This window comes from Micromonospora sp. NPDC047793 (assembly GCF_040642635.1).
Taxonomy (GTDB): domain Bacteria; phylum Actinomycetota; class Actinomycetes; order Mycobacteriales; family Micromonosporaceae; genus Micromonospora.
Genome location: NZ_JBEYSG010000004.1, coordinates 127,206 through 150,184, shown reverse-complemented (window position 1 = coordinate 150,184; position 22,979 = coordinate 127,206). Strand labels below are relative to the sequence as shown.

The window sequence follows — 22,979 nt, the reverse complement described above, 5'->3', positions numbered from 1 at the left end:
GCAGCGATGCGAGCACACGACCCGGCCGGCCGCGACGTCTCGGCCCGCCCCGTCACGTCGGCCAGACCGGAGACCACCGGTGCCGAGCACGTCCGGCCGGAGACCGGTGCGATGCCCGTCGGGCCGGTCGGCGTCGGCCCGAGTGGTGCGGCGGCCACGATCCTGGACCTGCAACAGCGGGCCGGCAACGCGGCGGCCACCCGGGCGGTGCAGCGGATGCGGTGCGCCGACCCGGACCACGGCCACGAGTCGGAGCCGATCCAGCGGTCGGCGGTGAACGAGGTGCTGCGTTCCTCCGGCAGCCCGCTGGCCGGGCCGGTGCGGCAGGACATGGAGGCCCGGCTGGGCGCGGACTTCTCCGACGTACGCCTGCACACCGGTGCGCTCGCCGAGCGTTCGACGGCGGAGGTGGACGCCCGCGCCTTCACCTCGGGATCGCACGTGGTGCTCGGCCGGGGCGGGAGCGACCGGCACACCCTGGCCCACGAACTCACGCACGTCATCCAGCAACGCTCCGGTCCGGTCGCCGGCACGGACAACGGTCACGGCCAACGGGTCTCCGACCCGGGTGACGCCTTCGAGCGGGCAGCGGAGGCGAACGCGCATCGGGCCCTGAGCGCGCCGCCGCCAGCGCACGACGTCCAGCAGGCACCGCAGGCGGGCATGTCCGCGCCCACCGAGTCGTCGGCGGGTTCCCCCTCGGTGCAGCGGGTCAGCGCCGACGAGCTGCACCGGGAGCCGCCCGGCCCGTCGGTGCAGGTTCGCGGGCCGCGCCGGTCACGCTCGAATCGGCGCCCCGCCACCCAGGTGGACCAGGCGGCCGCCTGGACCCCACTGGACGCCGCCTACCGGGCAGCCACCGGGCAGATCCCGCACAAGGAGCGGATCCGCCTCGACACCGACCTCACCTCGCTGAGCGAGATGAGTCCACCGGGAACGGGATACCAGCTCGGCACCGCGCTTACCAACGTGGCGCAACAGGTGGGCATCACGTTGGCGGGCGGGGTCACAGGTGCCCGTAGCAACGCGGAGATGATGGAGGAGCTTGGTCGTCTTGATCCGGCCTCCCTGCCGTACTGGCAGGCCCAGGACGGCAGGGACCAACAGCTCGCCACCGACGCGGTGAACAGGGAGGCGCAGTACCAGAACGAATCCGGGCCCGAGAACGCGCAGGCCCGACGGGATGTCACGGTGGCCCTGCTACGCGGGATCCAGATGCCGGCGGCCGACGCGACGGACATGCTGCTGACCTTCAACGACGGTCTGGTCATCGGCGGAGCGCACCGTGCGGAGCCGTTCTTCGCCTGGGCCGTCGACCATATGGCCCGGCTACGCCAGAACGGGGTACGGACGCTCTATCTGGAGTCGCTCCGGGAGGACGTGCACCAGAACCTGGTCGACGCTTATCTCGGCAGCGGCGTGATGAGCCGGGAGCTGACCAACTTCTGCAACACCTACCAGCGGTCACACGCCGTCGACCTCGCCGGATTCCTGGCCGAGGCACGGAGCACGGGCATGCGGGTCAAGGGCACCGGCGGTCGGCCCGCGCGCCAGGTCGGCATGAACATCCACAATCGCGCCGTCCTGCTGAACACCTACGGTGAACAGGTGGTCCGGCGGGACCGGGCGAAGACCGTCGCCTCGGGCGGCGACCCGGGCAAGTACCTGATGCAGGCCGGCGAGGCGCACGCCCAAGGCCACACCAACCCGCAGTCGACCCCGGCGATCGCGGGCGGCACGGCACTGCCGGACCAGTTCCCCGGCATCAACGAACTGCTCGACGTGCCCGCCGTGCGACTGGAGGACAACATGGACGGTAGGAAGGGATTCCGCGCCATCTGATCCGCGCACCCTCGTCGAGGGGCCTGGGCCCCTCGACGAAGGTGTCCGGCCGGTCCGGCCTCATCTGGGGACGGGTCTGATCTCGTCCGGGTCGTCGGGCTCGGGCGCGGCGACCGTCGGCTCGTCGGCGACGAGCTGTGCGTAGTCGTCCCCGGTGCCGACCAGCGCGGTGAAGATCTCCCGCAGCCGGCGCTCGTCCTGGCCCGCCCGGTTGATCTGCTCGGTCAGCTTGGCGTCCTCCGCCTTGAGCTTGCGCAGCCAGTCGCCGCCGAGCGTGACCCGCATGGTGTCCAGCTTGCCCACCCCGATCTTGTCCTGCTTGAGCCCGCCGACACTGGACGCCGGGTTGGCGGTCGCCTCGGTGGACTTGGCGGTGTGGCGGTATCCGACCGGATTCCGCGGGGCGTTCGGATCCGACTTGGACAGCCCGATCGCATGCAGCAACGTGTCCGCCACCGATTCGGGGGCGGTGGTCTCCAGGCCGATCTGGAGCCAGCCGATATCGCTGCTGGTGGGCGGTTTGTAGACGAGCAGGATGTGGCCGTGCAGGCCGTTGGGGAGCACCACGTCACCGTTGAAGTCAAGGCTGCCGATCCCACCGGCCGCGATGTCCGCACCACGCTCGTCGCGCCGGGGGTACTTGAACAGTTTGCCGGCCGTCGCCTTCACGCCGCCGACCTCGCGTAACGTCTCTTCGCTGCCGCCGGTCATGTCGTGCGTGCTGAACGCCCGCTTCGGCAAGGTCCGCATCCCCACCCAGTCCGGCAGGGACCTGCCCCCGATCGGTTCCACGGTCTCCTCCTTCGGGATGGACAGCCGGACGTCGACCCGCCCGCCGTGCGCGAGGGCCCGCGCCACGGCTCCGGTGTGGTGACGCCACTGCCGGTCCGCCGAGTACTTGCCCTCGGCGCCGGCCACCTCCAGACCCTGCTGGATGATCACGAAGAGCCGCCGGAGCAGCGTGTTGGCCTGCTGGTTCTTTCGGTTGAACGCCTCGATCTGCTGCGCACTGAGTCCCTCTGTGCTCTCCTGACCGGCCTGGAGATCCTGGGCGGCGAGGGTGGCCGCGAACGTGTCGCGCACGTCAGTGGTCAGTTCCGCCTCCAGTTCCGCGCGCAGCGGGTCGCCCTCGGGCGCGGACCGCATCATGATTCCCCGGGCCAGCACGTAGGCGGGGGTGTCGCGACGGTTCCCGGGTTCCGCCCGCCGCTCCCAGGCCAGGGTCGCGACGTACAGCCGCTTTCCCGGCGGCCGTTGCAACCAGTCGTAGTACTCGCTGGCGGCCAGGTACGCCTGTGCCTCCTCGAGCGACCCGGTCTCGGCCTGCACCGCACTGCCGGGACCGGCCGCCTCGATCGCATCCCGCTCAGCGGGGCTGAGCAGCGGTCCCCGGGACAGGCGCGGGGTGTAGTCCGGTGCCGCCTGCTCGGTCGCGGCCGACTGGGCACCGCCAGGCGCCCGCTGCACCGGCGGGGCGGGCACGCTGCCGTGCTCACCGGAGAGTGCCGCAGCGACGGCCGCGTTCCCGGCGGCGTGCTGAAGCGTCATGATCGGATGTTCCGGCCGGGCACCGGACGCGGTGCCACCGCGACGGACCGACCCTCCCGTACCGCGCTCGCCCTGGTCCTGGCGCCACTCTCCGGCCCGCATCGTGCTCCTTCCGGCCCGCCGGACGTCCTGCCGTCCACAAGTCTCGCGGCCGGACGGGCAGGTGACGGTGACCGCGAGGGCACATCTCCGGGAAAGGCACCCGGGTCGGATCGGGAAGTGCCGGCGACGCGGGCGGGCATCGGCGGCGCACCGCTCAGGCCAGCCGCAGCACCCGCTTGAGGAAGGTGACCGCCTGGTGGATGGCCGCCTCGGCCGCCTCGGTGCCGCGCAACGCGTCGAGCATCACGAAGTCGTGGATGACCCCCTGGTAGCGGGTCGCCGAGACCTGCACACCGGCCGACCGCAGCAGGTGGGCGTACGCCTCGCCCTCGTCCCGTAGCACGTCGGCCTCGGCGGTGACGACCAGCGCGGGCGGCAGTCCGGCGAGGTGTTCCGGGGCTGCCCGCAGCGGCGAGGCGGCCACCTCGGCCCGCACCGCCTCGTCCGGCGCGTACTGGTCCCAGAACCAGCGCATCGTGTCCCGGCGCAGGTGGAAGCCCTCGGCGAACATCCGGTACGACGCGGTGTCGAAGCGGGCGTCGGTGACCGGATAGAACAGCACCTGCCCGACCGGTCGTGGCGTGCCGCGCCGCTTGGCCAGCAGCGTCACCGCCGTCGCCAGGGTGCCGCCCACCGAGTCACCGGCCACGGCGATCCGCTCACCGTCCAGGTCGGCCGCACCCGGTCCGGCGAGCCAGCGCAGCACCGCGTGGCACTCCTCGACCGCCACCGGGTAGCACGCCTCGGGCGCGAGGCTGTAGTACGGGAAGACCACGGCGGCACCGGTGCCGACGGCCAACTCCCGGACCAACCGGTCGTGGGTGCCGCAGTTGCCGAGGACCCAGCCGGTGCCGTGCAGATAGAGGATCACCGGCAGCCGGCCGATGGCACCGGCCGGTCGGACCACCCGGACCGCGATCTCGCCGCCCGGCCCGCCGGGCACCACCCGCTCGTCCAGGTCGGCGTCGGGCCTGGCGAGGTTCCCGGACTGGAGGTCGTCCAGGACCCGCCGGCCCCGCTCCGGCCCGAGCTCGTGCAGGTACGGCGGTCGCGCGGTCGCCTCGGCGAACCGTCGGGCGGCGGGTTCCAGCACGATCCCGGCGGGGACGTCTCGCCTGAGGATGGGCATCCGACCACTCCCGGGATCCGGGCCGCGAACGCGGCGGAGACTCCGGGGTGTCCCCCGGGTACGCGGAGCCTCTCCGGCCCCCGTCCGGAAAGACATCCGCCATCTGACGGCACTCCCGGTGGACTGCCCCTTCGGGTAGTGGCCGCTTCCCCGCCGCCCGCCCGTCGAGTCATGGTTGCCGCCACCGGGCGTGACCAGACTTCTCCTCACGGATCGCCGTCGTGCCCGAGGGAGCGTGTCATGCCGTCGTACCTGTCACCCGGGGTGTACGTGGAGGAGGTGCCGAGCGGTTCGCGCCCGATCGAGGGTGTGGGCACCGCCGTCGCCGCCTTCGTGGGCTTTGCCGCCAGGGGGCCGTTCCACACCGCGACCCTGGTGACCAACTGGAGCCAGTTCGTCCAGACGTTCGGGGAGGCGCTCGACGACGCCTACCTCGCGCACGCGGTGTACGGCTACTTCGCCAACGGCGGCGGCATCTGCTACGTGGTGCGGGTCGGTGCCCCGGAGGCGGCGACCGAGGCGACCGGGTCGACCAGGGCGGGCCGCACGGTCACCGGGCCGTCGGTGGCACTCGGCACCTTCACCGTCACCGCCCTGCCCGGTTCCGTTGACGCCGGTGAGCTGACCGTGGAGGTGGCCGACGTCGAGGGCGAGTCCGTGCCGGAGGACCGGTTCCGGTTGGTCGTCCGGCAGGGCGGCACGGAACGGGAGGCGTTCGACGTCTCCGCGAAGCGCAACACCAAGGCGTACGTGGTCAACCAGGTGCGGGAACGGTCGAAGCTGATCGCGGTCGAGGAGGCGGCACCGGCGAGTTCGCTGGCCCGGCCCTCGAAACAGTCGGTGAGCGTGCCGCCGGTGGCGGCCGAGGAGGCCGGCCTGCCCGCCCGGATCTCCGCCGACGACTACGTCGGTGACGCCGACGCCCGGACCGGCTTCGGCGGGCTGGAGGCGGTCGACGAGATCACCATGATCGCGGTGCCCGACCTGATGAGCGCGTACCAGCAGGGCCGGATCAGCCTGGAGGACGTCAAGGCGGTCCAACTGGCGGTCATCTCGCACTGCGAGCAGATGGGCGACCGGATGGCGCTCCTCGATCCGCCGCCGGAGCTGACCGCCCGGCAGGTGCTCACCTGGCGGCAGGAGGAGGCCGGGTACGACTCCCGGTTCGCCGCGCTCTACTACCCCTGGGTCAAGGTGTTCGACCCGGCCAGCGGGCAGCACCGGTTCCTGCCGCCGAGCGGGCACGTCGCCGGCCTGTGGTCGCGTACGGACGCGGAGCGCGGCGTCCACAAGGCACCGGCGAACGACGTGCTCCGGGGCGTGATCGAGGTGCAGAACTCGGTGACGAAGGGCGAGCAGGACCTGCTCAACCCGGTCGGCGTGAACTGCATCCGGACCTTCCCCGGTCGCGGCATCCGGGTGTGGGGCGCCCGCACCCTCTCCTCGGACCCCGCCTGGCGCTACATCAACGTGCGCCGGCTGTTCAACTACATCGAGGAGTCCATCCTGCTCGGCACCCAGTGGGCCGTCTTCGAGCCGAACGACGAGCGGCTCTGGGGCACGATCCGGCGCAACATCGCCGCCTTCCTCACCGAGGAGTGGCGCGGCGGCGCGCTCTTCGGCAGCACGGCCTCCGAGGCGTTCTACGTCAAGTGCGACCGGGAGACGAACCCGCCGGAGTCGGTCAATCTCGGCCGGGTGGTCTGCGAGGTCGGCGTCTCCCCGGTGCGGCCCGCCGAGTTCGTCGTCTTCCGGATGTCGCAGTACTCCGACAGCACCAGCCTCGTCTCCGAATGACCCGACGCGTACCCACCCAAGTGACGGCAAGGAAAGGACGGTAGCCAGCGATGGCGGAGACGGGCGACACCTTCGTAACCCACCGGTTCCAGGTGGAACTGGGCAAGGCACGGGTCGAATCGGTCCAGGAGGTCAGCGGCCTCACCGTGGAACTCGACGCGATCGAGGTCACCCAGGTCACCCCGACCGGGGAGTACATCATCCGCAAGATCCCGGGGGCCCGGAAGGGCGGCGAGGTGACCATCACCCGCGGCCTGGACAAGAGCAGCGCCTTCACCGAATGGATCAAGGACACGTACGAGAAGGGCGCGATCAACACGGCCCGACAGAACATCAGCGTGATCGTGGTGGACGCGGAGAACTCCGAGCAGCGCCGCTGGGACCTGAGCAACGCCTGGGTGAGCCGGTGGGAAGGCCCCAGCCTGCGGGCCGGCGACACGTCCCCGGCCACCGAGAAGATCACCATCGTCTTCGAGGAAATCACCAGTTCCTGAGGTGCACCGCCACGGACCGCGTGAAGGGAGGTAGCGGCGGCCACTCCCGGCCCGACTCGGGCCGGGTCCGCACGCCGTGAGGTCGGATGAGACGACGAACCGTTTCGTACACCGCCCCGGAGGAGCCGCTCGACGGCTCGGACTCCGACCCCGGGGCCGCCCCGGTCGGCCGGGCCGCACCACCGCCCGAGCCGCCGAGGCTCCAGACCGAGTTCTCCTTCGAACTCCCCCGGGGTTACGTCGACGAGGCGGGCACCCTGCACCGGCACGGCACCATGCGGCTGGCGACCGCCCGCGACGAACTCGGTCCGCTGGTCGACCTGCGGGTCAAGGACAACCCCGCATACCTGTCGGTGGTGCTGCTCAGCATGGTCGTCACCCGGCTGGGCACGATCACCGACGTACGGGCCGAACACGTGGAACGGCTGTTCGCCTCGGACCTGACCTTCCTCCAGGACTTCTACCGCCGCATCAACGCCGAGGGGCACACCCGCGCCGCGGTCACCTGCCCGCACTGCACCTCGGACTTCGAGGTGGACCTGGCCGGTGGTCGCCCGGGGGAATCGTGACGTACGCGACCGACCGGCTCTACGAGGAGGTCGCGTACGTCGCCTACCACTTCCACTGGTCCCGCGACGAGATCCTCGACCTGCGCCACGACGAACGACGGCGCTACGTCGCGGAGATCGCCGCCATCAACACGCGTGTCAACGAGGGGCGGTGATCGACGATGGGCGTACGCGACCTGCTCCGGCGGTGGCGCGGAGCGGACCGGCCCGACACCCTCGCGGTCGACCCGACCCCGGTCGCTGACCCGATCCCCGTCCCGGTTGTCGACGGCCGGGGCTGGCGGAGCGTACCGCCGATGGACGGCCTGGTCACCGGCGTCGAGATGCCGATCAGCGACCCGGTCGGGTTCCGGCACCGGCTGGCCACCTGGCAGGATCCCACCGCCCGACGTCCGCTGTACCACCTGGTCAGTCCCGACGCGCCCAGTGGGCTGGCACACGACCTGCTCCGCCCGGTGCCCGCGACGGCGGCGACGCCGGTCCGTGCCACCGCCTCCCCCCGGTCCGGGCAGCACCCGGCCACCGCCGGTCCCGCCCTGCCGGTGCAACGCCGCGCCGCCGCCGGTTCCCCGGCCGCTCCGGGTCCGGCGCTCCCGGCGGACCTGCGTACACCGTCGGCCTCCGCCACCGGTTCGCCGCCCGGAGCGGACGGTCCGTCGCCCGACGGCCCGGCCCGGACGCCGGCCACCGCCGTGGCGCCCCGACCGGTCCGCCCCGCCCCGGCCCGCCGCGCCGGTACGCCGTTGACGCTCGCCCCGGCCACCACGCCACCGCGTCGAGTGCCCGCCCGGCAGTCCGGCCCCACCGACCTCGCCCGAACGCCCGTCACCGCCTCCCGGTCCGGCCCGGACTCCACCGGCTCCGCCGCACCGGCTCCCGGCACCGCCGCGCGCCCCGCCCCCGCCGTGCTCCGCCCGGCCACACCGACCTCCGCAGCACCGCGCACTGCCGCAACGACCAGCGTCACACCGACCACCGCCTCGTCGAACAGCGCCGCACCGACCACCGCCGCACCGACCAGTGCCGCGTCGAGCACTGCCGCGTCGGCCCGTCTCGCTCCGGTGCCCCGCGCGTCGAGCGACCGCGCCCCGGCAGAGACCGCGCCGAGCCGCCACGACCCGCTGCCCGCCGCCGCGCGGACCGGAGGCGTCCCGGTGCAGACCGCGCCGGCCCGTCGAGACCTGCCGACTGCCACGTCGACCGCCAGCGGCGCGCCCTCACCCGCCCCCTCCGGCGGCGGCGCGCCCTCGCCCACACCGACCGGCAGCGTGTTCGTCTCGCCCACGCCGACCGGCAGCGCCTCGCACCCGCCCGCGTCGACGGGCAGCGCCTCGACATCCCCCGCGCCGGCCGGTGCCGCCTCGGTACCCACCGCGCCGTCCGGTAACGCGCCGGCACCCGCCGCACCGGTCCGCCGCGACCCGTCGACTGCCACACCGACCCGCCATGGCCCGCCGTCTGCCCCGTCGGCCGGGTCGGTACCGGTGTCGCGGGCACCCCGGGTCGGTGGTGCTCCCCCGCGAATCGGCCTCGGCGAGCCCGTCGTGATGCCGGCGCCCGATCCGGACGCGCCACCGGCGGTGCTGTCCGCGCGTCGTCCCGCCCCGGACCAGCCACGGCCCCGGGCAGGGGGTCGAGGCTCCGGTGCCGCGCCGTCCGGCACGACCGGCGGCACCCCGGCACCTGCCGTACAGCGGTCCACGTCCGGCCACAATGGAGGTTCGGCGGCCGGCACCGTTCCGGCCGCGCCCCGAGGCGGCGCGACACCACCGGTGCACCGGCACGGCGCCCCCGCCGTACGCGCCGGGGCCGGTCCGCAGTCCCCGACCGCCGCGCCGGCCGACCGGGCCGTGACCGGCCGACCGGAAACCGATCCGGCGGCACGGCCACCCGGTGCGGGAGCGTCGAGGTCGGAAGCCGGAGCGGGGCCGTCCGGCCCGGGTCGGTCACCGCTCCGGGAGGTACCGGCGGGTCGGAGCGGTCCGCCGGTACCTCCCCCCCACCCGCCGGTGGGCCTCGGGACGCCGCTCGCCCCGGACGCGCCCCCACCACGGATCGTGGCCCGGCCGGTAGCCGCCACGTCGGCCCCGCCCCGGCAGGCCACCGCCGATCCCTCGCCCCGCTCCGGCGGCACCGCCCACCGTCCGGCACCGCCGGCGGTCTCCGCACCGGCCGCGATCACGCCGTCGGCGGGCACGGCCCAGGTCCGCCCACACGGCACGTCACCGGCGGCCCGTACGTCCACGGACATGTCCCCGGCACACCCGGACCGTCCCGGCGGCGCACAGCAGGCCACGCGCCCCGTGTCGTACCCCGCCGAGCCGTCCGCTCCGGCGGCGGCCGGGCGACCGCGCCCCGGATCGCCGACCGTCGTGCCGGGGACGCCGGTCGTCCGACCGCACGCCCCGGTCGCCGCCTCGACGACGGCAGGGGGTCCGACGGCTCCGGGTGCCGGTCCGGCGCCGACGCGGGCCGGTGCGACGGCCGGAGCACCCGGCCCGACGCACCGGCGGGCGCGTCACGCCCCGCTTCTCGGCGAGCGGCCCCTGACACCGGTCCTGCAACGGTCCGGGCTCGGCGCGGCGCCCCGACGCGGCCCGGACCGAATGCCGGCCGGAGCCCGCACCTCGGCCGGACCGGCGGTGCCGGTCCGCTGGAGGCGGTCACCCGGCGGCGGACCGGCGACCACGACCAGCCGAACTCCGGCGAGCACCAGGGAGGCGCCCACGATGGCGGCACCAGTCGCACCAGTCGCCGGCCACGGCACCCGGACCACTGCGGCCACCGCGCCGCACCCGGCCCGGCCACCGGCCCGACAGGTCGCCGGACCGAGCCCGGCACCCTTCACGGTCGCCGCGTCGGTGCCCGCCAGCCCGGTTCCGCGCCCGGTCGTGACCCGCGCGGCGAGTACCGGCACGTCCACCGGCACCGCGGCACCGGTCCAGCGCACCCCGCGCGGCAGCACGTCGACGGCGCCGCATCCCGCCCGGACGGTCCAACGGACCGGACCGGTGACGGCCGGCTCCTCGACCGCCACCCGTACCGCGACGGCCGCCGCCGGCTCGACCGGTACGACCCGGGACGCCACCACCCAGACGGGGCGCGACGGGGGACGCGAGGACCGTGACAGCGCCGAACGGTTCCACCACCTCGACCGGCGGGCCCTGGACGAACTCGCCCACCGCCTCGTCGAACCGATCTCCCGGCTGCTGCGGACCGAACTCCGACGGGGACGCGAACGCTCCGGCCGGTGGCTGGACGGTGGGCGGTGAGCGACATCGATCCCGGCACCAGCGTCCACTTCCGGCTCCGCATCGACGGCATCGACCTCGGCGACTGGAACTCGTGCGACGGGCTCGGCTGCGAGGTCGAGGTGGAGCAGCACCAGGAGGGCGGCAACAACGGCTTCGTCTGGCAACTGCCGTCGCGGGTGCGCTACACCAACGTCACCCTCACCCGACCGCTGATCCCGGACACCGCCAAGGTGGCCCGGATGCTCGCCAAACTGCCGCAGGGCGTCACCCGGGGCACCGCCCAGATCGCGGCGCTGCGGCCGGACCGGGCCCTGCTGGTCCAGTGGGGACTGGCCGATGTCGTCCTGGTGCGCTGGACCGGCCCGTCCTTCGACCCGTCCCGGTCGGAGACGGCGACGGAGAGCATCGAACTCGCCTACCACGGCTTCCTGGAGGTGGGCTGACGTGCCGACCGGCAAGGTCTCCGCGTTCCTCCAGCGCTACCACCCACCGCTGGGCGGCGGTAACCGCCCCGGCGGGTCGCTCGGCGGCCCGATCACCTTCATGTTCAACCCGAACGAGCTGACGTTGACCAAGTCGGCCTCCTGGATCCCACACGTGGTCCGGGGCGCCGAGCAGGTCGGCATCCCGGAGTTCACCGGCTCGGAGCCGCGCAGCCTCGCACTGACCGTCTTCCTCGACGTGACCGACACGCACAGCCGTACGGTGCAGCAGCGGGTCGAGAGCCTGCTCTCCTGCTGTACGCCGACGACCGCCAGCATCGCGGCGAAGGCGCCCTCGCCACCGTGGGTGAAGTTCACCTGGGGTCAGTTCCAGACCGTCTCGTTCTACTCGTACGTCAGCCAGGTCACCGCCACGTACACGCTGTTCGACAGCTCCGGGACCCCGTTGCGGGCGACCTGCGCGGTGAACCTGACCGAGATCAGCGGCAGCAAGCCGGCCCAGAACCCGACCTCCGGCACCCGGTCGGCGCGCCGGGTGCACCGGGTGGTGGACGGCGACTCGTTGCCGCTGCTGGCCCATCGCGAGTACGGGGACCCGACGGTGTGGCGGGTGATCGCCGAGGCGAACGAGATCGACGACCCGAGCCGGCTGCCGCCCGGCACCGAGTTGCTGTTGCCCGCCCCCGACGAGGTCCCCGCCGCACTGTCCCGGGCACCCGTCGGGTCCGGCGCCGCGACGGAAGGCAGGTAGCCCGTGCCCACCGGAACCCTCACCAACATCCTCAAGATCGGCCTGCCCTCGGCGGAACTCCCCGACCCCTGGCCGGACGAGTTGGCGTACGGCTGCGTCGAGGACGGCGTCAACATGCCGGCGGTGGCCACCCTGCGCTACCGCGACCCCGGTTCGCTGCTGGTGCAGAAGGTCGGCATCACGATCGGCCAGCAGTTGACCGTGGCGGTCCGGCCCGGTGACCGCAACGGCGAGACCGCACTGTTCACCGGCGAGGTGGTCACCGTCGAGACGGAGTTCGACGGCACCGGCACGTACACCACGATCCGGGCCCTGGACCTGTCACACCGGCTGCGGCGCGGCCGGCGGGTGGCCCGCTACCTCAACCGGAAGGCGTCCGACATCGCCCGGGAGCTGGCCCGGTTCGCCGGCCTGCCGATCGGCCGGATCGATCCCACCACCGTGGTCTACGAGGTGGTGGCGCAGCCCAACGTCAGCGACTGGGAGTTCCTCCGGATGCTGGCCGCCGACAACGACGCCGAGGTGGCGATGGTCGACGGCGAGTTCGAGTTCCGCCGGCCGGTCCGCGCCGCCTCCGCCCCCGGCCCGCAGACACCCGCCGAACGCAGCGACTTCGTGGCGGAGGTGAACGGCAACGTGCTCACCATGCACGCCACCGTCACCTCGGTCGGCCAGTTCACCGACGTGGAGGTACGCGGCTGGGACCGCCGTACCCGCCAGCCGGTGATCGGCCGCACCCGGGTACGCGACAGCGACGAGGTGCGGCTGCCGGTGACCGCAGGCGAGTTGGCGGAGGGGTTCGGCACCGCCGAGATGCTGGTCGCCGACGTGCCGTACGAGACGGCGGCCGAGGTCGACACCGTGTCCCGCTCACTGGCCGCCCAGGTGGCGACCGGCTTCGCCGAACTCGAGGTGGCGGTCCGGGGCAACCCGCTGCTGCGCACCGGCGTGCCGTTCACGCTCAGCGGCGTCGGGAAGCCCTTCGTCGGCAAGTACACCGTGACCGCCAGCCGGCACGTCTTCGGACCGGCGCGGTTCTACGAGACCTGGCTGACGGTCAGCGGCGCCCAGGACCGGTCGCTCGGCGGCCTGACCGGGGGCACCCCGGCGGCGCTGCGGTCACGGATGCCGGGGCTGGCCATCGGCGTGGTCACCGACGCCAACGCCACCCGTGACCGCAACCACCCGGAACGCCGGGACCGGGGCTGGGTCAAGCTGCGCTTCCCCTGGCTCGACGACGAGTACGAGACCGACTGGGTCCGCACGGTGCAACTGGGCGGGACCGGCGGCGGCGGGGTCTGCTGCCCCGAGGTCGGCGACGAGGTGCTCGTCGGGTTCGAGCAGGGACTACTCGACCGGCCGTACGTCATCGGTGGGCTCTACAACGGCGTCGACCAGCCGTCGCCGCACGACGGGCCACTCGTCGACCCGACGAGCGGGGCGGTGAACCGGCTCTCGTTCGCCTCCCGTCAGGGCCGGGCGGCCGGCGGGCGGACCACCGGCAACTGGGTGGAACTGCTCGACGGGCCGACCGTCGCCGCAGCGGCCCAGGGGGTCCGGCTGCGGACCCAGAGCGGCACCGACAACCTGCTGGTGCACCTGGACCGGGCCGGTACCTCGGTGATCGTCCGCAGCGACGGCAGCGTGGTGATCGAGGCCAAGACCGACCTCACCGTCCGGGGCACCGGGGGTGTCTCGGTCGAGTCGAGCGGGCCGGTCTCGGTCACCGGTCGGGGCGTGTCGGTGGACGCCGGCGGCGGCGAGCTGAAACTCACCGGTGCCAGCGTGTCGATCTCCGGCCGGGTCGTCCGGATCAACTGAGGAGGGAAACGCGATGCCAGCAGCAGCCCGCGTCGGGGACAGGATCGGTCACGGCGTACCCACCGGAAGCGTCGGTCCGCCCGCCGCCGGCCCACCCGGAGTGGCCCCGCCGACGGCCGGTCCCGTGCTCGGCGTGGCCAGCGTGCTGATCGGCGGCCGACCGGCGGCGGTGGTCGGCACCATGTGCACCTGCCCGACTCCGCCGCCGCACCTGGCGCTCGGACCGGGCAACGTGGTGATGCCCGGTCCGCCACGGCCGGGCGGGCTGGTGCTGATCGGTGGCTTCCCCGCCGCCCGGGTCGGCGACCGCACCACCTGCTCGGCGACGATCCTGACCGGTGCCCCGAACGTCACGATCGGGGGCTGAGCGAGGTGGCGGAGCAGTTCATCGGCGCCGGGTGGGCGTTCCCGCTCCGGTTCGACGCCGGTGGCGGGATCGCCCTGGTCAACCGGGAGCGGGAGATCGTCGAGGCGATCCGGCTCATCCTCGGCACCGCCCCCGGCGAGCGACCCATGCGCCCCGAGTTCGGCTGCGCCATCCACGACTACGTCTTCGCGCCGGCCGACGAGAACACCGCCGGGCAGGTCGCCTTCGAGGTACGCGCCGCACTCGACCGCTGGGAGCCCCGGATCGAGGTCACCGACGTCCTCGTGGGCTTCGACGAGGTGACCGCCGGCACCCTCTACATCGACCTGCGGTACGTGCTGCGCGGAACCAACGATCCGCGCAACCTGGTCTTCCCGTTCTATGTGATCCCGTCGCACGACGGGGCCGAGGTGGAGGCGACGTCCTGATGGTCCTGCCCGCACCCCACCTCGACGACCGACGCTTCCAGCACCTCGTCGACGATGCCAAACGCTTCATCCAGCAGCGCTGCCCGGAGTGGACCGACCACAACGTCTCCGATCCGGGGGTCACGCTGGTCGAGGCGTTCGCGCAGATGACCGACGAGCTGCTGTACCGGTTGAACCGGGTGCCGGAGAAGAACTACCTGGCCTTCCTCGACCTGATCGGCGTACGCCTCTTCCCGCCGACCGCGGCCCGGGCCGCGCTCTCCTTCTGGCTCGCCGCCCCGCAGGCCGAGACGGTGCTGCTGCGGGCCGGGACCGAGGCCGGCACGATCCGCACCGAGACGGAGGAGGCCATCGTCTTCGCCACCGTCACCGACCTGGCGATCGTGCCGTGCGAGCTGGCCCACCTGCGCGTCCACCCCGCCGACGGCAAGGCCGCCGACCGCTCCGAGCAGGTACGCGACGGCCGGGACGTGGCCTGCTTCGGCACCCCGCCCACGGCCGGCGACGCGGTGCTGTTCGGCCTGGACGCGGCGGTCCCGTCCTGCCTGGTGGTGCTGCGGCTGGAGAGCCGGGTCGAGGGCATCGGCGTCGACCCCCGGCAGCCGCCCGTGCGCTGGGAGGCCTGGGACGGCGCGCGCTGGACGGAGTGCGAGGTGGACAGCGACTCCACCGGTGGACTCAACCGGCCCGGAGACGTGGTGCTGCACGTACCCGCCGGACACACCACCTCCACCGTCGGCGGCCAGCGGGCCGGCTGGCTGCGGTGCCGGCTGGTCGCCGCCGAACCCGGCCAGCCGTTCTACTCGGCGTCCCCGACGATCCGGGCCGCGACGGCCTTCACCATCGGCGGCACCGTCGAGGCGGTGCACGCCGAGACGGTGGTGGGTGAGTTCCTCGGCGAGTCCGAGGGGGTGCCGGGGCTGCACCTGCGGGTGGCCCGCCCGCCGGTGCTCCCCGACGACGAGCCGTTCGTGGTCGAGGTCTCCGACGGCACCGGCTGGCAGGAGTGGACCGAGGTGGACGCGTTCGGCGCCACCGGTCCGGACGACCGATGCGTGACCGTGGACCGGACCACCGGCGAGGTGGCGTTCGGGCCGGCGGTCCGGGAACCCGACGGCACGCTGCGCCGCTACGGCGCGGTGCCGCCCAACGGCGCCCGGCTGCGGGTCCGGCGCTACCGCACCGGCGGTGGGCGGCGCGGGAACGTGGCCCGGGGCGCGATCTCGATGCTGCGCAGCTCGGTGCCGTACGTCAGCCGGGTGGAGAACCGGGAGGCCGCTCTCGGCGGGGTGGACGGCGAGTCGGTGCAGAGCGCCCGGCAGCGGGGCCCGGTGCAGTTGCGGGCACAGGACCGGGCCGTCACCGCCCGGGACTACGAGCTGATCGCCGGGCAGGCCGTGCCGGCCGCCGCCCGGATCCGCTGCCTGCCCGCCGGGGACGGCGCCGACTCCGGCGGCGTACGCCTGCTGGTGGTGCCGGAGGCGGTCGCGGACGCCGGTGAGCAGCTTCGCTTCGAGCAGCTGATCCCGCCCGACGACATGCTCGCCACCATCGCCGCACATCTGGACGCGCGGCGGCCCATCGGCGTACGGCTCAGCGTGGAACCGCCCTTCTACCAGGGCGTCACCGTGGCGGTCCGGTTGACCGCCCGGCCCGGTGCGACGGCCGGGCGCATCCGGACGGCGGTGCTCGACGCGCTCTACGGCTACCTCAACCCGCTGCGCGGGGGGCCGGACGGGACGGGCTGGCCGTTCGGGCGGCCGGTGCAGGCCGGCGAACTCTTCGGGGTGCTCCAGCCGCTGCCCGGCGTCGCGTTGCTGGAGGAGGTCCTGCTCTTCCCCGCCGACCCGCTCACCGGCCGACGGGGCACGGCCACGTCCCGGGTCGACCTCGACCCGCACGCGTTGGCCTTCTCCTACGAACACCAGGTCCGGATCGAGGAACGCTAGGTCCGCCCGGACCGGAGAGGGGTGTCCCATGCGCGGCACGGTGGCGGGTCTCGGCACACCGCATCCGTTCGGCCGACGGCTGCCGGCGATCTACGCCACCGACGAGGTGGCCGGTCGGTTGCTCGCCGCCTTCGACGAGGTGCTGGCGCCGGTGCACGCGACGCTGGACAACCTCGCCGCCTATCTGGACCCCCGGCTGGCTCCGGCCGACTTCGTCGACTGGCTCGCCGGTTGGGTGGCGGCCGAGACGGCACCGGGCTGGACGCTGACGCAGCGCCGTGAGGCGGTCGCCGGTGCGGTGGCGCGACACCGGGTACGCGGCACCGCGCAGGGTCTGGCGGAGCAGGTGCAGATGATCTTCGGAGTCCGGCCGGAGATCACCGAGAACGGTGGCACGGCCTGGTCGTCGACATCCGGTGGGCCGCTGCCGGGTACGGCGACGCCCGCCCTGACCGTGACGGTGCGGGTCGCCGAGCCGGACCGGGTGCCGCTGGACGCACTACGCGCCCTGGTGGAGGCGAACCGGCCGGCGCACGTACCCTGCACGGTCCGGGTCGTCGCCGGCGGGCAGCCGGCGGAAGGCGACGACGATGGAGCGCTGTGAGCGGTGCGTACCGGCCGAACCCGGCAGCGCCTTCTGCGGGGTCTGCGGATCGTTCCTCGACTGGGAACAGTCCGCGGACGCGCCCCCGCCCGTCCGGCCGTCGAGCACGCCCCGTTCCGGCCCGACCGCGCCCGACCCGGGCACCGGTGACGGCCCCGGCGACCCGACGCCGTGGTTCGACGCACCGGACCCCGACACCGCGCAGTCCCCGGCCGCCGACACCGCCACCGCGCACACCCGTTCCCCCGGGACCACCGCCGACGACACCCGTTCCCCCAGAAGCGGCGCCGACGACGCCCCGGCGGCCGGAACGACCCCGGGGACCCCGGCCGGCGCGCCGGCCCCGGCGACCACGGTGGACGCGTGGGCAGCGACCGCCCCGGCGGCCGAGCAGGCCCCGGCGGAGGTGGTGGAGGCGGTCCAGCCGGCCCGCCCGTCGACCCGCCGGCCCGTCGTCCGGGAACGCCCACCGTCGACCGAGGACGATGCCGGCGACGTCGTCTGCCCGGTCTGCGGGACCGGCAACCCGCCGGGCCGCAGGTTCTGCCGACGGTGCGGGAGCGCCCTCGACGCCCGGACCGGCCCGTCCGGACGGGAATCGTGGTGGCGTCGCCTGCGCCGAGCCGTGCTCCGGGCCGCGAACTGGATGTTCCGGCCCCGCTCCGGCGTCGCGGGTCTGGTACGCCGCCTCGCCGCCCTGCTGCTCGTCGTCGCCCTGCTCGCCGGGCTCGCGTACGGCGTGACACGCTTCGGTCCCCAGGCCGGCGACGCCGTACGGGACCGGCTCGCCGACCCGCAGCCGGTGAGCCCGGTGTCGGTCCAGGCGTCGAGTCAGGCGGGCGGTCACCCGGCGGAGGCGGTCGTCGACGGACTCAGCAACAGCTACTGGTCCCCCACCGCCGAGGGCACCGGTGCCGGAGAGTACGTGGAACTCACCTTCGCCTCCCCGTTCCGGCTGCTCGACCTGATCGTGCACTCCGGCGTCTCGGCGCAACGGGACGTGTTCCTGCGGCAGGCCCGCCCGGCGGTGCTGGAACTGACGCTCTGGACCGGCGGCGGCACCTCGGAGACCCGGACGCTCCAGCTCGGCGACCAGGCCGGCCCGCAGACCTTCCACCAGGTCGTCGACGACGTGGTGCGGGTACGCCTCACCGTCCGGGAGAGCTACGGCAGCGCCGCCGGCCGTCGGACCGCCATCGCCGAGGTGGAGTTCTTCCGCCGCCCCTGAGCGTGCCGCGTCGCCCCGCACGGCACCCCGATGCCCGTGCGGGGCTCAGGCCGCGCGGGGGCTCAGGCCGCGCGGGGGCTCAGGCCGCGCGGGGGCTCAGGCCGCGCGGGCCGACTCGGGCACCCCGAGCGTGCGCAGCACCCGGTCGTACGCGCAGCGCGTCCGCGCCGCCGCAGCCGTGTCCCCGGAGCGCTGGTGCGCCTCGGCCAGCACCCGCCAGGCGTCGTCCCGGAACCCGTCGATCTCCAGCCCGCGTCGGGCCGCCGCAGCCGCCCCGGCGAGATCGCCCGCCTCCAGTTCGCGCGCGGCGAGTGTCGCCGCCGCCTCCGCCGCCAACGTGCGGTAGCGGTCCCGGTCGGCCACCACCCACTCGGCCGGCCCGTCCTCCGGCAGCAGGTCACCGGTGTACTGGGCGAGGGCCTCCCGCAGGGCTGCCGTCGCGACGCCCCGCTGCCCCGCGCCCACGTCGCGACGCCACACCGCCACCGCGTGCTCGAACGACCGCACGTCGCAGCGGGCGGTGCGCGGCAGGTCCAACAGGTACGACTCGCCGTCCCGACGCACGAACCGGGACTCGCCGCGCCGTACGCCCGGTTCGAGGAACGCCCGCAACGTGGAGACGCCGACGTGCAGGTTGCGGATGCCGGACCCGACCGGCAGCTCCGGCCAGAGCGCCGTCAGGATGGTCTCCCGGTGTACCGGCCGACCACCGTGGGCGGCCAGGAAACGCAGCAGTGCGCGGACCCTCGGCCGTACCGTCGTCCACTCCAGCCGCCGCCCCGGGATCTCCAGATGGAACCCGCCGAAACAGCGGACCACGAGCGGTGCGGCGTCCGACGGCTGCGCAGCGGTCGACCCCGGTTCCTCGACCGCCCGTCCCCGGAGCGGCTGATGGCTCGAATACCTCATCTTCCGGAACTCCTCCGTCCCCCATCGGTCGCCGTGCCCACCACAGATGCTGCGCCGATCACCGCGCGTAGACATCAGTCAGTTGACGCATACCGATCTCGGCGGCGTCACAGGGTCAGGACTCGGCGCCGGAGACCGCCTCCCGGCGCAGCGCCTCGCGGGCGATCTCGACCCGGCTCCGCACGCCGAGTTTGCCGAGGACATGCGAGATGTGGGTCTGCACGGTACGCCGTGACAGGTACATCTCCCGGGCGATGTCCGGTGTGGACCGCCCCTCCGCCACCAGCGCGGTCACCCGCGCCTCGGTCGGGGTGAGCGCCTCCCAGCCGACCTGCGCGCGGGCCGGCCGGGGACCCCGGACACCCCGACGGACACCGAGACGCCGCAGCCGCCGCTCGGCCCGGCGCACGTCCCAGACCGCGCCGAGGCCGTCGTACCCGTCGACCGCCTCGCCCAGCAGCGTCCTCGCCTCGGCCGCCGAGCCGCGCCGGGCGAGTACCGCCGCCAGGTCCTCCAGCGTGCCGGTCAACTCGACCGGGGACCCGACCGAGCGGTAGTACGCGACCGCCTCGCGCAGCGGTGCCGGATCGTCCTCGTGCAGCCCCTGACACCGGCGCAACGCCGCCGCGGCCCGACCCGGCCGGGACTCCGCCGCGGTCTCGGCCCGGCACGCCTCCACCGCCGCCCGGGCCGCCGCCGCGTCGTCGGCCGCCACCGCGAGCCGCACCAGCTCGGGCGTCCACTGGTGGAGCAGGGTCATCTCACCGGGCCCACGGTCCAGGACCACCGACAGCTCCGCCAGCGCCCGCGCCGGATCCCCGTCCTGCTCGGCGGCGAGCGACCGCGCGGCCAGCAGAAAGTCGCGATTCTCCCGGTCGGCGACGGTACGCACGGGAAGCTCCAGACCGGCGCGTAGGTGCGCGGTCGCGACGGCGGTGTTCCCGCGACGCCCGGCGATCACCGCGGCGACGCCGTGCCAGAGCAACGCCGGCCCGCGCTCCCGCAGCCCGGAGTACGTGATCGCCGTGCTGTCCCGTTCGAGGCCGTCGAGTTCGGCGAGCGCGTCGTCCCAGCGACCGAGCCAGTACAGCAGCACGGCGGCGGTGAGCGTCGAGACGCCCCGACCGGGCCCGCCGTCGCGCTGACCCAGGTCGCGTGCCCGGCACAGGGTCTCCTGCGCCGCCGGCCACCGGTCGAGGTTCTGCAGACTGAAGATCCGGCCGTCGAAGGCGAACGTCCGCAGGTCGGCGTACTCGGGTGCGTCGCCCAGCACGGCCAGCGCCCGGTCCGCGTAGTCGAGGGCGGCGACGTGGTCGCGGCGGACCGAGTGGGTCAGCCACAGGTCGGTCAACGCGTACGCGACGGCGAAGGCGTCCCCGGCCTCCTCCCCCACCCGCAACGCCTCCCGGGCGGTGCTGTCCGCCGTACCCAGGTCGCCGTTGCTCGCCCGGTTGACCATCGACAGCGAGGCCAGCAGGCGGGCCTGCCACACCGCCGGTACGGCCGGCCGCCGCAGCGCCGCACCCAGCACGTCCAGCGCCTCCTCGTTGCGCCCCTGGCCGAACAGCGTGCGGGCCAGGATCGAGGACATCTCGGCCTGTTGTCCCGGCGCGGTCGGCAGCGTCAACGCCGCCCGCGCCCGGGCGGCGGCCTCGGAGTGACGCCCGGCGTCGAGCAGCACCCGGGCCAGCTCCACCGAGAGCACCGCCTGGTCGGCCCGGTCGAGCGGGCTCACCGACAACTCGCGCTGCAGCAACTCCACCGCGATGTCCGGGGCACGGGCCGCCAACGCCGGTGCCGCCTCGACCACCCACGTACGGGTCCACTCGTCACCGGTGTGCCCGGCCGCCAACAGTTGCTGGGCCACCCGCAGCGGCTCGGCGCCGGCACCCGCCAACGTCCGCGCCGCCTCGCAGTGCAGCGCCGCACGCAGCGCCGCCGGCATGCTGTCGTAGAGCGCCTGCCGGATCAGCGGATGCCGGAAGGCGAGTTGGTCGCCGACGCCGACGACGATCCCGGCGGTGACCGCGTTCTGCAGCCCTTCGGCCAGGTCCGACGCGGTCCGGCGCAGCACTGCGGCAAGGTCGGTGACGGCGAACTCGCCACCGAGCAGCGATGCGGTCCGCAACATCTGGGCGGTGGCCGCCGACACCACGCTGAGCCGGTCGGTCAGCGCTGCCGCGAAGGAGGCGGGCACCCGGTCGAGGGCGTCGTCGGAGAGTTCACCGCCGCTCGGCACCGCACCGGCGGTCTGCTCCCGCGCCAGGGCGTCGAGCAGTTCACGCAGATAGAGCGGATTGCCCATGGCCCGCCCGAGCAGACGGTCCAGGCCCGGTCCGGGTGGCGCGCCGAGGACCCCGGTGGTCATCGTGCGGACGTCGTCCGGGCTGAGCGCGCCGAGCGCCAGCAGCGTGCCGCCCCGGCGCAGGGTGGCGGCCCGCAACGTCTGGACGTCCTGCCGGGTCGGCACCGGACGGGTGGCGCTGACCAACAGCAGCGGAAGCTCCTCGACCGCGAGGGCGAGCCGGTGCCACAGCATCAACGACGCCTCGTCGGCCCATTGCAGGTCGTCGAGGACGAGCACCGTCGGGCCGTCCGCACACAACTCGTCGACCAGCGACACGAGCATTTCCGTCGCCGTACCGGCGATGTCGTCGGCAGCGAAAAGCCCTGGCCGACGGTCCCGCAGGAACACGGCGATGCGTGCCCGGCGCGGATCCGGCGAACGCGGCCGGACCTGGAGACAGTCCAGCATCACCCGCAACGGAAAGCGGTGGGACAACTGGTCGGCAGTCCCCCACAGCACCTCACGGCTGCCGCCCTCACGGGCAGTCAGACCGGCTGCGACCAGGGCAGACTTACCGATGCCCGCCTCGCCCTCCACCCACAGCACCGACCCACGGCCCTGGCCGGCGGCCTCGGCGGCGGCGTGCAACACGGCCAGTTCCTTTTCCCGTCCGGCCCAGACAGTTGGCAGATCAACTGGAAACATGGCGAATGCACCCGAACGGAATGGACCGCGAAGCGACGCGCATCGGTGCATATTAGCCGACCGTCACGCCTGAACCTGACCACGAATTGAACACCGAGAATGTGGCTCGCATTTCCTGGGCTCGCTTTTCCCACCGCGACCGCATCCGTGCTGCGTACCACCCCCGGCGGGCACGCCCCCACCGCACCGTCCCCCGCGCCGCACCACCCCGCACCGCTCCACCCCCGCGCCCGGATGCCTCCCGGCGCGCGGGGACGCGACACGACCACGGGGGGGGGGGGGGGATGACGGGGCCAGCCGGTCACCCGAAGACGAATCGGCCCGCTATCAGATCCTGATAGCGGGCCGCTCGAACTGCGATCGATGGTGGGCGATACTGGGTTTGAACCAGTGACCTCTTCCGTGTCAAGGAAGCGCGCTCCCACTGCGCCAATCGCCCGTGCTGTTGTTACACCGAGGTGGGGACGGGATTTGAACCCGCGTACACGGCTTTGCAGGCCGTTGCCTCGCCTCTCGGCCACCCCACCGAGGTTGCCCCCGTCACGCGTGGCGGCAGCTCCGAGCGGACGACGGGATTCGAACCCGCGACCCTCACCTTGGCAAGGTGATGCGCTACCAGCTGCGCTACGTCCGCACGTCTCCGGTTTTCCGGTGACGGATGAGAACTTTAGCCGAGCGGTGGAACGGTTGCCAAATCGGGCCCCACCCGGCGCGCCCGGTTCCGCCGCGCGTGGCCGATTCCGCTCCCGCGC

18 protein-coding genes and 3 tRNA genes are annotated in these 22,979 nt (G+C 73.9%); 14 read left to right on the top strand and 7 right to left on the bottom strand.

The window, feature by feature from the left end; all coding sequences use genetic code 11:
* Positions 1-6 precede the first annotated feature (6 nt).
* Positions 7-1,842 (top strand): DUF4157 domain-containing protein, encoded by a 1,836-nt coding sequence (locus ABZ738_RS10840; protein ID WP_201272405.1) that lies wholly within the window; start codon positions 7-9, stop codon positions 1,840-1,842.
* Positions 1,843-1,902: 60 nt separating this feature from the next.
* On the opposite strand, the gene ABZ738_RS10835 is transcribed toward ABZ738_RS10840, so the two are convergent.
* Together ABZ738_RS10835 and ABZ738_RS10830 are read right to left on the bottom strand one after the other, a co-directional pair.
* Positions 1,903-3,390, bottom strand: coding sequence for a hypothetical protein (locus tag ABZ738_RS10835; RefSeq protein WP_201272406.1), 1,488 nt, complete (start codon positions 3,388-3,390; stop codon positions 1,903-1,905).
* 256 nt (positions 3,391-3,646) lie between these two features.
* Positions 3,647-4,621: an alpha/beta hydrolase gene (locus ABZ738_RS10830; protein WP_131054087.1), complete on the bottom strand. Its 975-nt coding sequence runs from the start codon at positions 4,619-4,621 to the stop codon at positions 3,647-3,649.
* Between the two features lie 240 nt (positions 4,622-4,861).
* On the opposite strand from ABZ738_RS10830, the gene ABZ738_RS10825 reads away from it, so the two are divergent.
* From ABZ738_RS10825 to ABZ738_RS10765, 13 genes are all read left to right on the top strand, one after another.
* On the top strand, positions 4,862-6,418 hold the full coding sequence (locus ABZ738_RS10825) for a phage tail sheath subtilisin-like domain-containing protein (RefSeq protein ID WP_357212416.1): 1,557 nt from the start codon (positions 4,862-4,864) through the stop codon (positions 6,416-6,418).
* A gap of 50 nt (positions 6,419-6,468) precedes the next feature.
* On the top strand, positions 6,469-6,912 hold the full coding sequence (locus tag ABZ738_RS10820; protein WP_131054089.1) for a phage tail protein: 444 nt from the start codon (positions 6,469-6,471) through the stop codon (positions 6,910-6,912).
* Positions 6,913-6,998: 86 nt separating this feature from the next.
* Positions 6,999-7,481 carry a hypothetical protein gene (locus ABZ738_RS10815; protein ID WP_131054090.1) on the top strand — a complete coding sequence of 161 codons (483 nt, stop codon included), beginning with the start codon at positions 6,999-7,001 and terminating at the stop codon, positions 7,479-7,481.
* Positions 7,478-7,636, top strand: coding sequence for a DUF6760 family protein (locus ABZ738_RS10810; protein ID WP_162854369.1), 159 nt, complete (start codon positions 7,478-7,480; stop codon positions 7,634-7,636). The genes ABZ738_RS10815 and ABZ738_RS10810 overlap by 4 nt, the downstream gene beginning before the upstream one ends.
* 6 nt (positions 7,637-7,642) lie before the next feature.
* A complete protein-coding gene (locus tag ABZ738_RS10805; RefSeq protein WP_357212414.1) occupies positions 7,643-10,753 on the top strand; it encodes a hypothetical protein in 3,111 nt (1,036 codons plus the stop codon).
* On the top strand, positions 10,750-11,178 hold the full coding sequence (locus ABZ738_RS10800) for a phage tail protein (RefSeq protein ID WP_131055016.1): 429 nt from the start codon (positions 10,750-10,752) through the stop codon (positions 11,176-11,178). Before ABZ738_RS10805 ends, ABZ738_RS10800 begins: the two co-directional genes overlap by 4 nt.
* Position 11,179: 1 nt before the next feature.
* Positions 11,180-11,929 carry a peptidase M23 gene (locus ABZ738_RS10795; protein WP_357212412.1) on the top strand — a complete coding sequence of 250 codons (750 nt, stop codon included), beginning with the start codon at positions 11,180-11,182 and terminating at the stop codon, positions 11,927-11,929.
* A 3-nt stretch (positions 11,930-11,932) separates the two neighbouring features.
* Complete coding sequence (locus tag ABZ738_RS10790; RefSeq protein ID WP_131055020.1) at positions 11,933-13,750, top strand: VgrG-related protein; 1,818 nt, start codon at positions 11,933-11,935, stop codon at positions 13,748-13,750.
* A 13-nt stretch (positions 13,751-13,763) separates the two neighbouring features.
* On the top strand, positions 13,764-14,117 hold the full coding sequence (locus ABZ738_RS10785) for a PAAR domain-containing protein (protein WP_357212409.1): 354 nt from the start codon (positions 13,764-13,766) through the stop codon (positions 14,115-14,117).
* Positions 14,118-14,122: 5 nt separating this feature from the next.
* Positions 14,123-14,545, top strand: a complete 423-nt coding sequence (locus tag ABZ738_RS10780) for a GPW/gp25 family protein (protein ID WP_131055024.1) — start codon at positions 14,123-14,125, stop codon at positions 14,543-14,545.
* Positions 14,545-16,494 (top strand): putative baseplate assembly protein, encoded by a 1,950-nt coding sequence (locus ABZ738_RS10775; RefSeq protein ID WP_357212407.1) that lies wholly within the window; start codon positions 14,545-14,547, stop codon positions 16,492-16,494. The genes ABZ738_RS10780 and ABZ738_RS10775 overlap by 1 nt, the downstream gene beginning before the upstream one ends.
* 28 nt (positions 16,495-16,522) lie before the next feature.
* Positions 16,523-17,098 carry a phage tail protein gene (locus tag ABZ738_RS10770; protein ID WP_176093115.1) on the top strand — a complete coding sequence of 192 codons (576 nt, stop codon included), beginning with the start codon at positions 16,523-16,525 and terminating at the stop codon, positions 17,096-17,098.
* Positions 17,085-18,326 carry a zinc-ribbon domain-containing protein gene (locus ABZ738_RS10765; protein ID WP_357212404.1) on the top strand — a complete coding sequence of 414 codons (1,242 nt, stop codon included), beginning with the start codon at positions 17,085-17,087 and terminating at the stop codon, positions 18,324-18,326. The genes ABZ738_RS10770 and ABZ738_RS10765 overlap by 14 nt, the downstream gene beginning before the upstream one ends.
* A 96-nt stretch (positions 18,327-18,422) precedes the next feature.
* On the opposite strand, the gene ABZ738_RS10760 is transcribed toward ABZ738_RS10765, so the two are convergent.
* The 5 genes from ABZ738_RS10760 to ABZ738_RS10740 all read right to left on the bottom strand — a co-directional run bounded on the left by ABZ738_RS10760 (position 18,423) and on the right by ABZ738_RS10740 (position 22,861).
* Positions 18,423-19,235, bottom strand: coding sequence for a BTAD domain-containing putative transcriptional regulator (locus tag ABZ738_RS10760; protein ID WP_161595076.1), 813 nt, complete (start codon positions 19,233-19,235; stop codon positions 18,423-18,425).
* Between the two features lie 115 nt (positions 19,236-19,350).
* Positions 19,351-22,227, bottom strand: a complete 2,877-nt coding sequence (locus tag ABZ738_RS10755; RefSeq protein WP_357212401.1) for an AAA family ATPase — start codon at positions 22,225-22,227, stop codon at positions 19,351-19,353.
* Between the two features lie 364 nt (positions 22,228-22,591).
* Positions 22,592-22,666 (bottom strand) — tRNA-Val (locus ABZ738_RS10750).
* 17 nt (positions 22,667-22,683) lie between these two features.
* A tRNA-Cys gene (locus ABZ738_RS10745) sits at positions 22,684-22,754 on the bottom strand.
* Positions 22,755-22,788: 34 nt separating this feature from the next.
* Positions 22,789-22,861 (bottom strand) — tRNA-Gly (locus ABZ738_RS10740).
* Positions 22,862-22,979 lie beyond the last annotated feature (118 nt).

Excerpts from the sequence above, each read along its gene's own strand:
- ABZ738_RS10840 (WP_201272405.1), top strand. The coding sequence starts at position 7 with ATGCGAGCACACGACCCGGCCGGCCGCGACGTCTCGGCCCGCCCCGTC.
- ABZ738_RS10835 (WP_201272406.1), bottom strand. The coding sequence starts at position 3,390 with ATGACGCTTCAGCACGCCGCCGGGAACGCGGCCGTCGCTGCGGCACTC.
- ABZ738_RS10830 (WP_131054087.1), bottom strand. The coding sequence starts at position 4,621 with ATGCCCATCCTCAGGCGAGACGTCCCCGCCGGGATCGTGCTGGAACCC.
- ABZ738_RS10825 (WP_357212416.1), top strand. The coding sequence starts at position 4,862 with ATGCCGTCGTACCTGTCACCCGGGGTGTACGTGGAGGAGGTGCCGAGC.
- ABZ738_RS10820 (WP_131054089.1), top strand. The coding sequence starts at position 6,469 with ATGGCGGAGACGGGCGACACCTTCGTAACCCACCGGTTCCAGGTGGAA.
- ABZ738_RS10815 (WP_131054090.1), top strand. The coding sequence starts at position 6,999 with ATGAGACGACGAACCGTTTCGTACACCGCCCCGGAGGAGCCGCTCGAC.
- ABZ738_RS10805 (WP_357212414.1), top strand. The coding sequence starts at position 7,643 with ATGGGCGTACGCGACCTGCTCCGGCGGTGGCGCGGAGCGGACCGGCCC.
- ABZ738_RS10785 (WP_357212409.1), top strand. The coding sequence starts at position 13,764 with ATGCCAGCAGCAGCCCGCGTCGGGGACAGGATCGGTCACGGCGTACCC.
- ABZ738_RS10775 (WP_357212407.1), top strand. The coding sequence starts at position 14,545 with ATGGTCCTGCCCGCACCCCACCTCGACGACCGACGCTTCCAGCACCTC.
- ABZ738_RS10770 (WP_176093115.1), top strand. The coding sequence starts at position 16,523 with ATGCGCGGCACGGTGGCGGGTCTCGGCACACCGCATCCGTTCGGCCGA.
- ABZ738_RS10765 (WP_357212404.1), top strand. The coding sequence starts at position 17,085 with ATGGAGCGCTGTGAGCGGTGCGTACCGGCCGAACCCGGCAGCGCCTTC.
- ABZ738_RS10760 (WP_161595076.1), bottom strand. The coding sequence starts at position 19,235 with ATGAGGTATTCGAGCCATCAGCCGCTCCGGGGACGGGCGGTCGAGGAA.
- ABZ738_RS10755 (WP_357212401.1), bottom strand. The coding sequence starts at position 22,227 with ATGTTTCCAGTTGATCTGCCAACTGTCTGGGCCGGACGGGAAAAGGAA.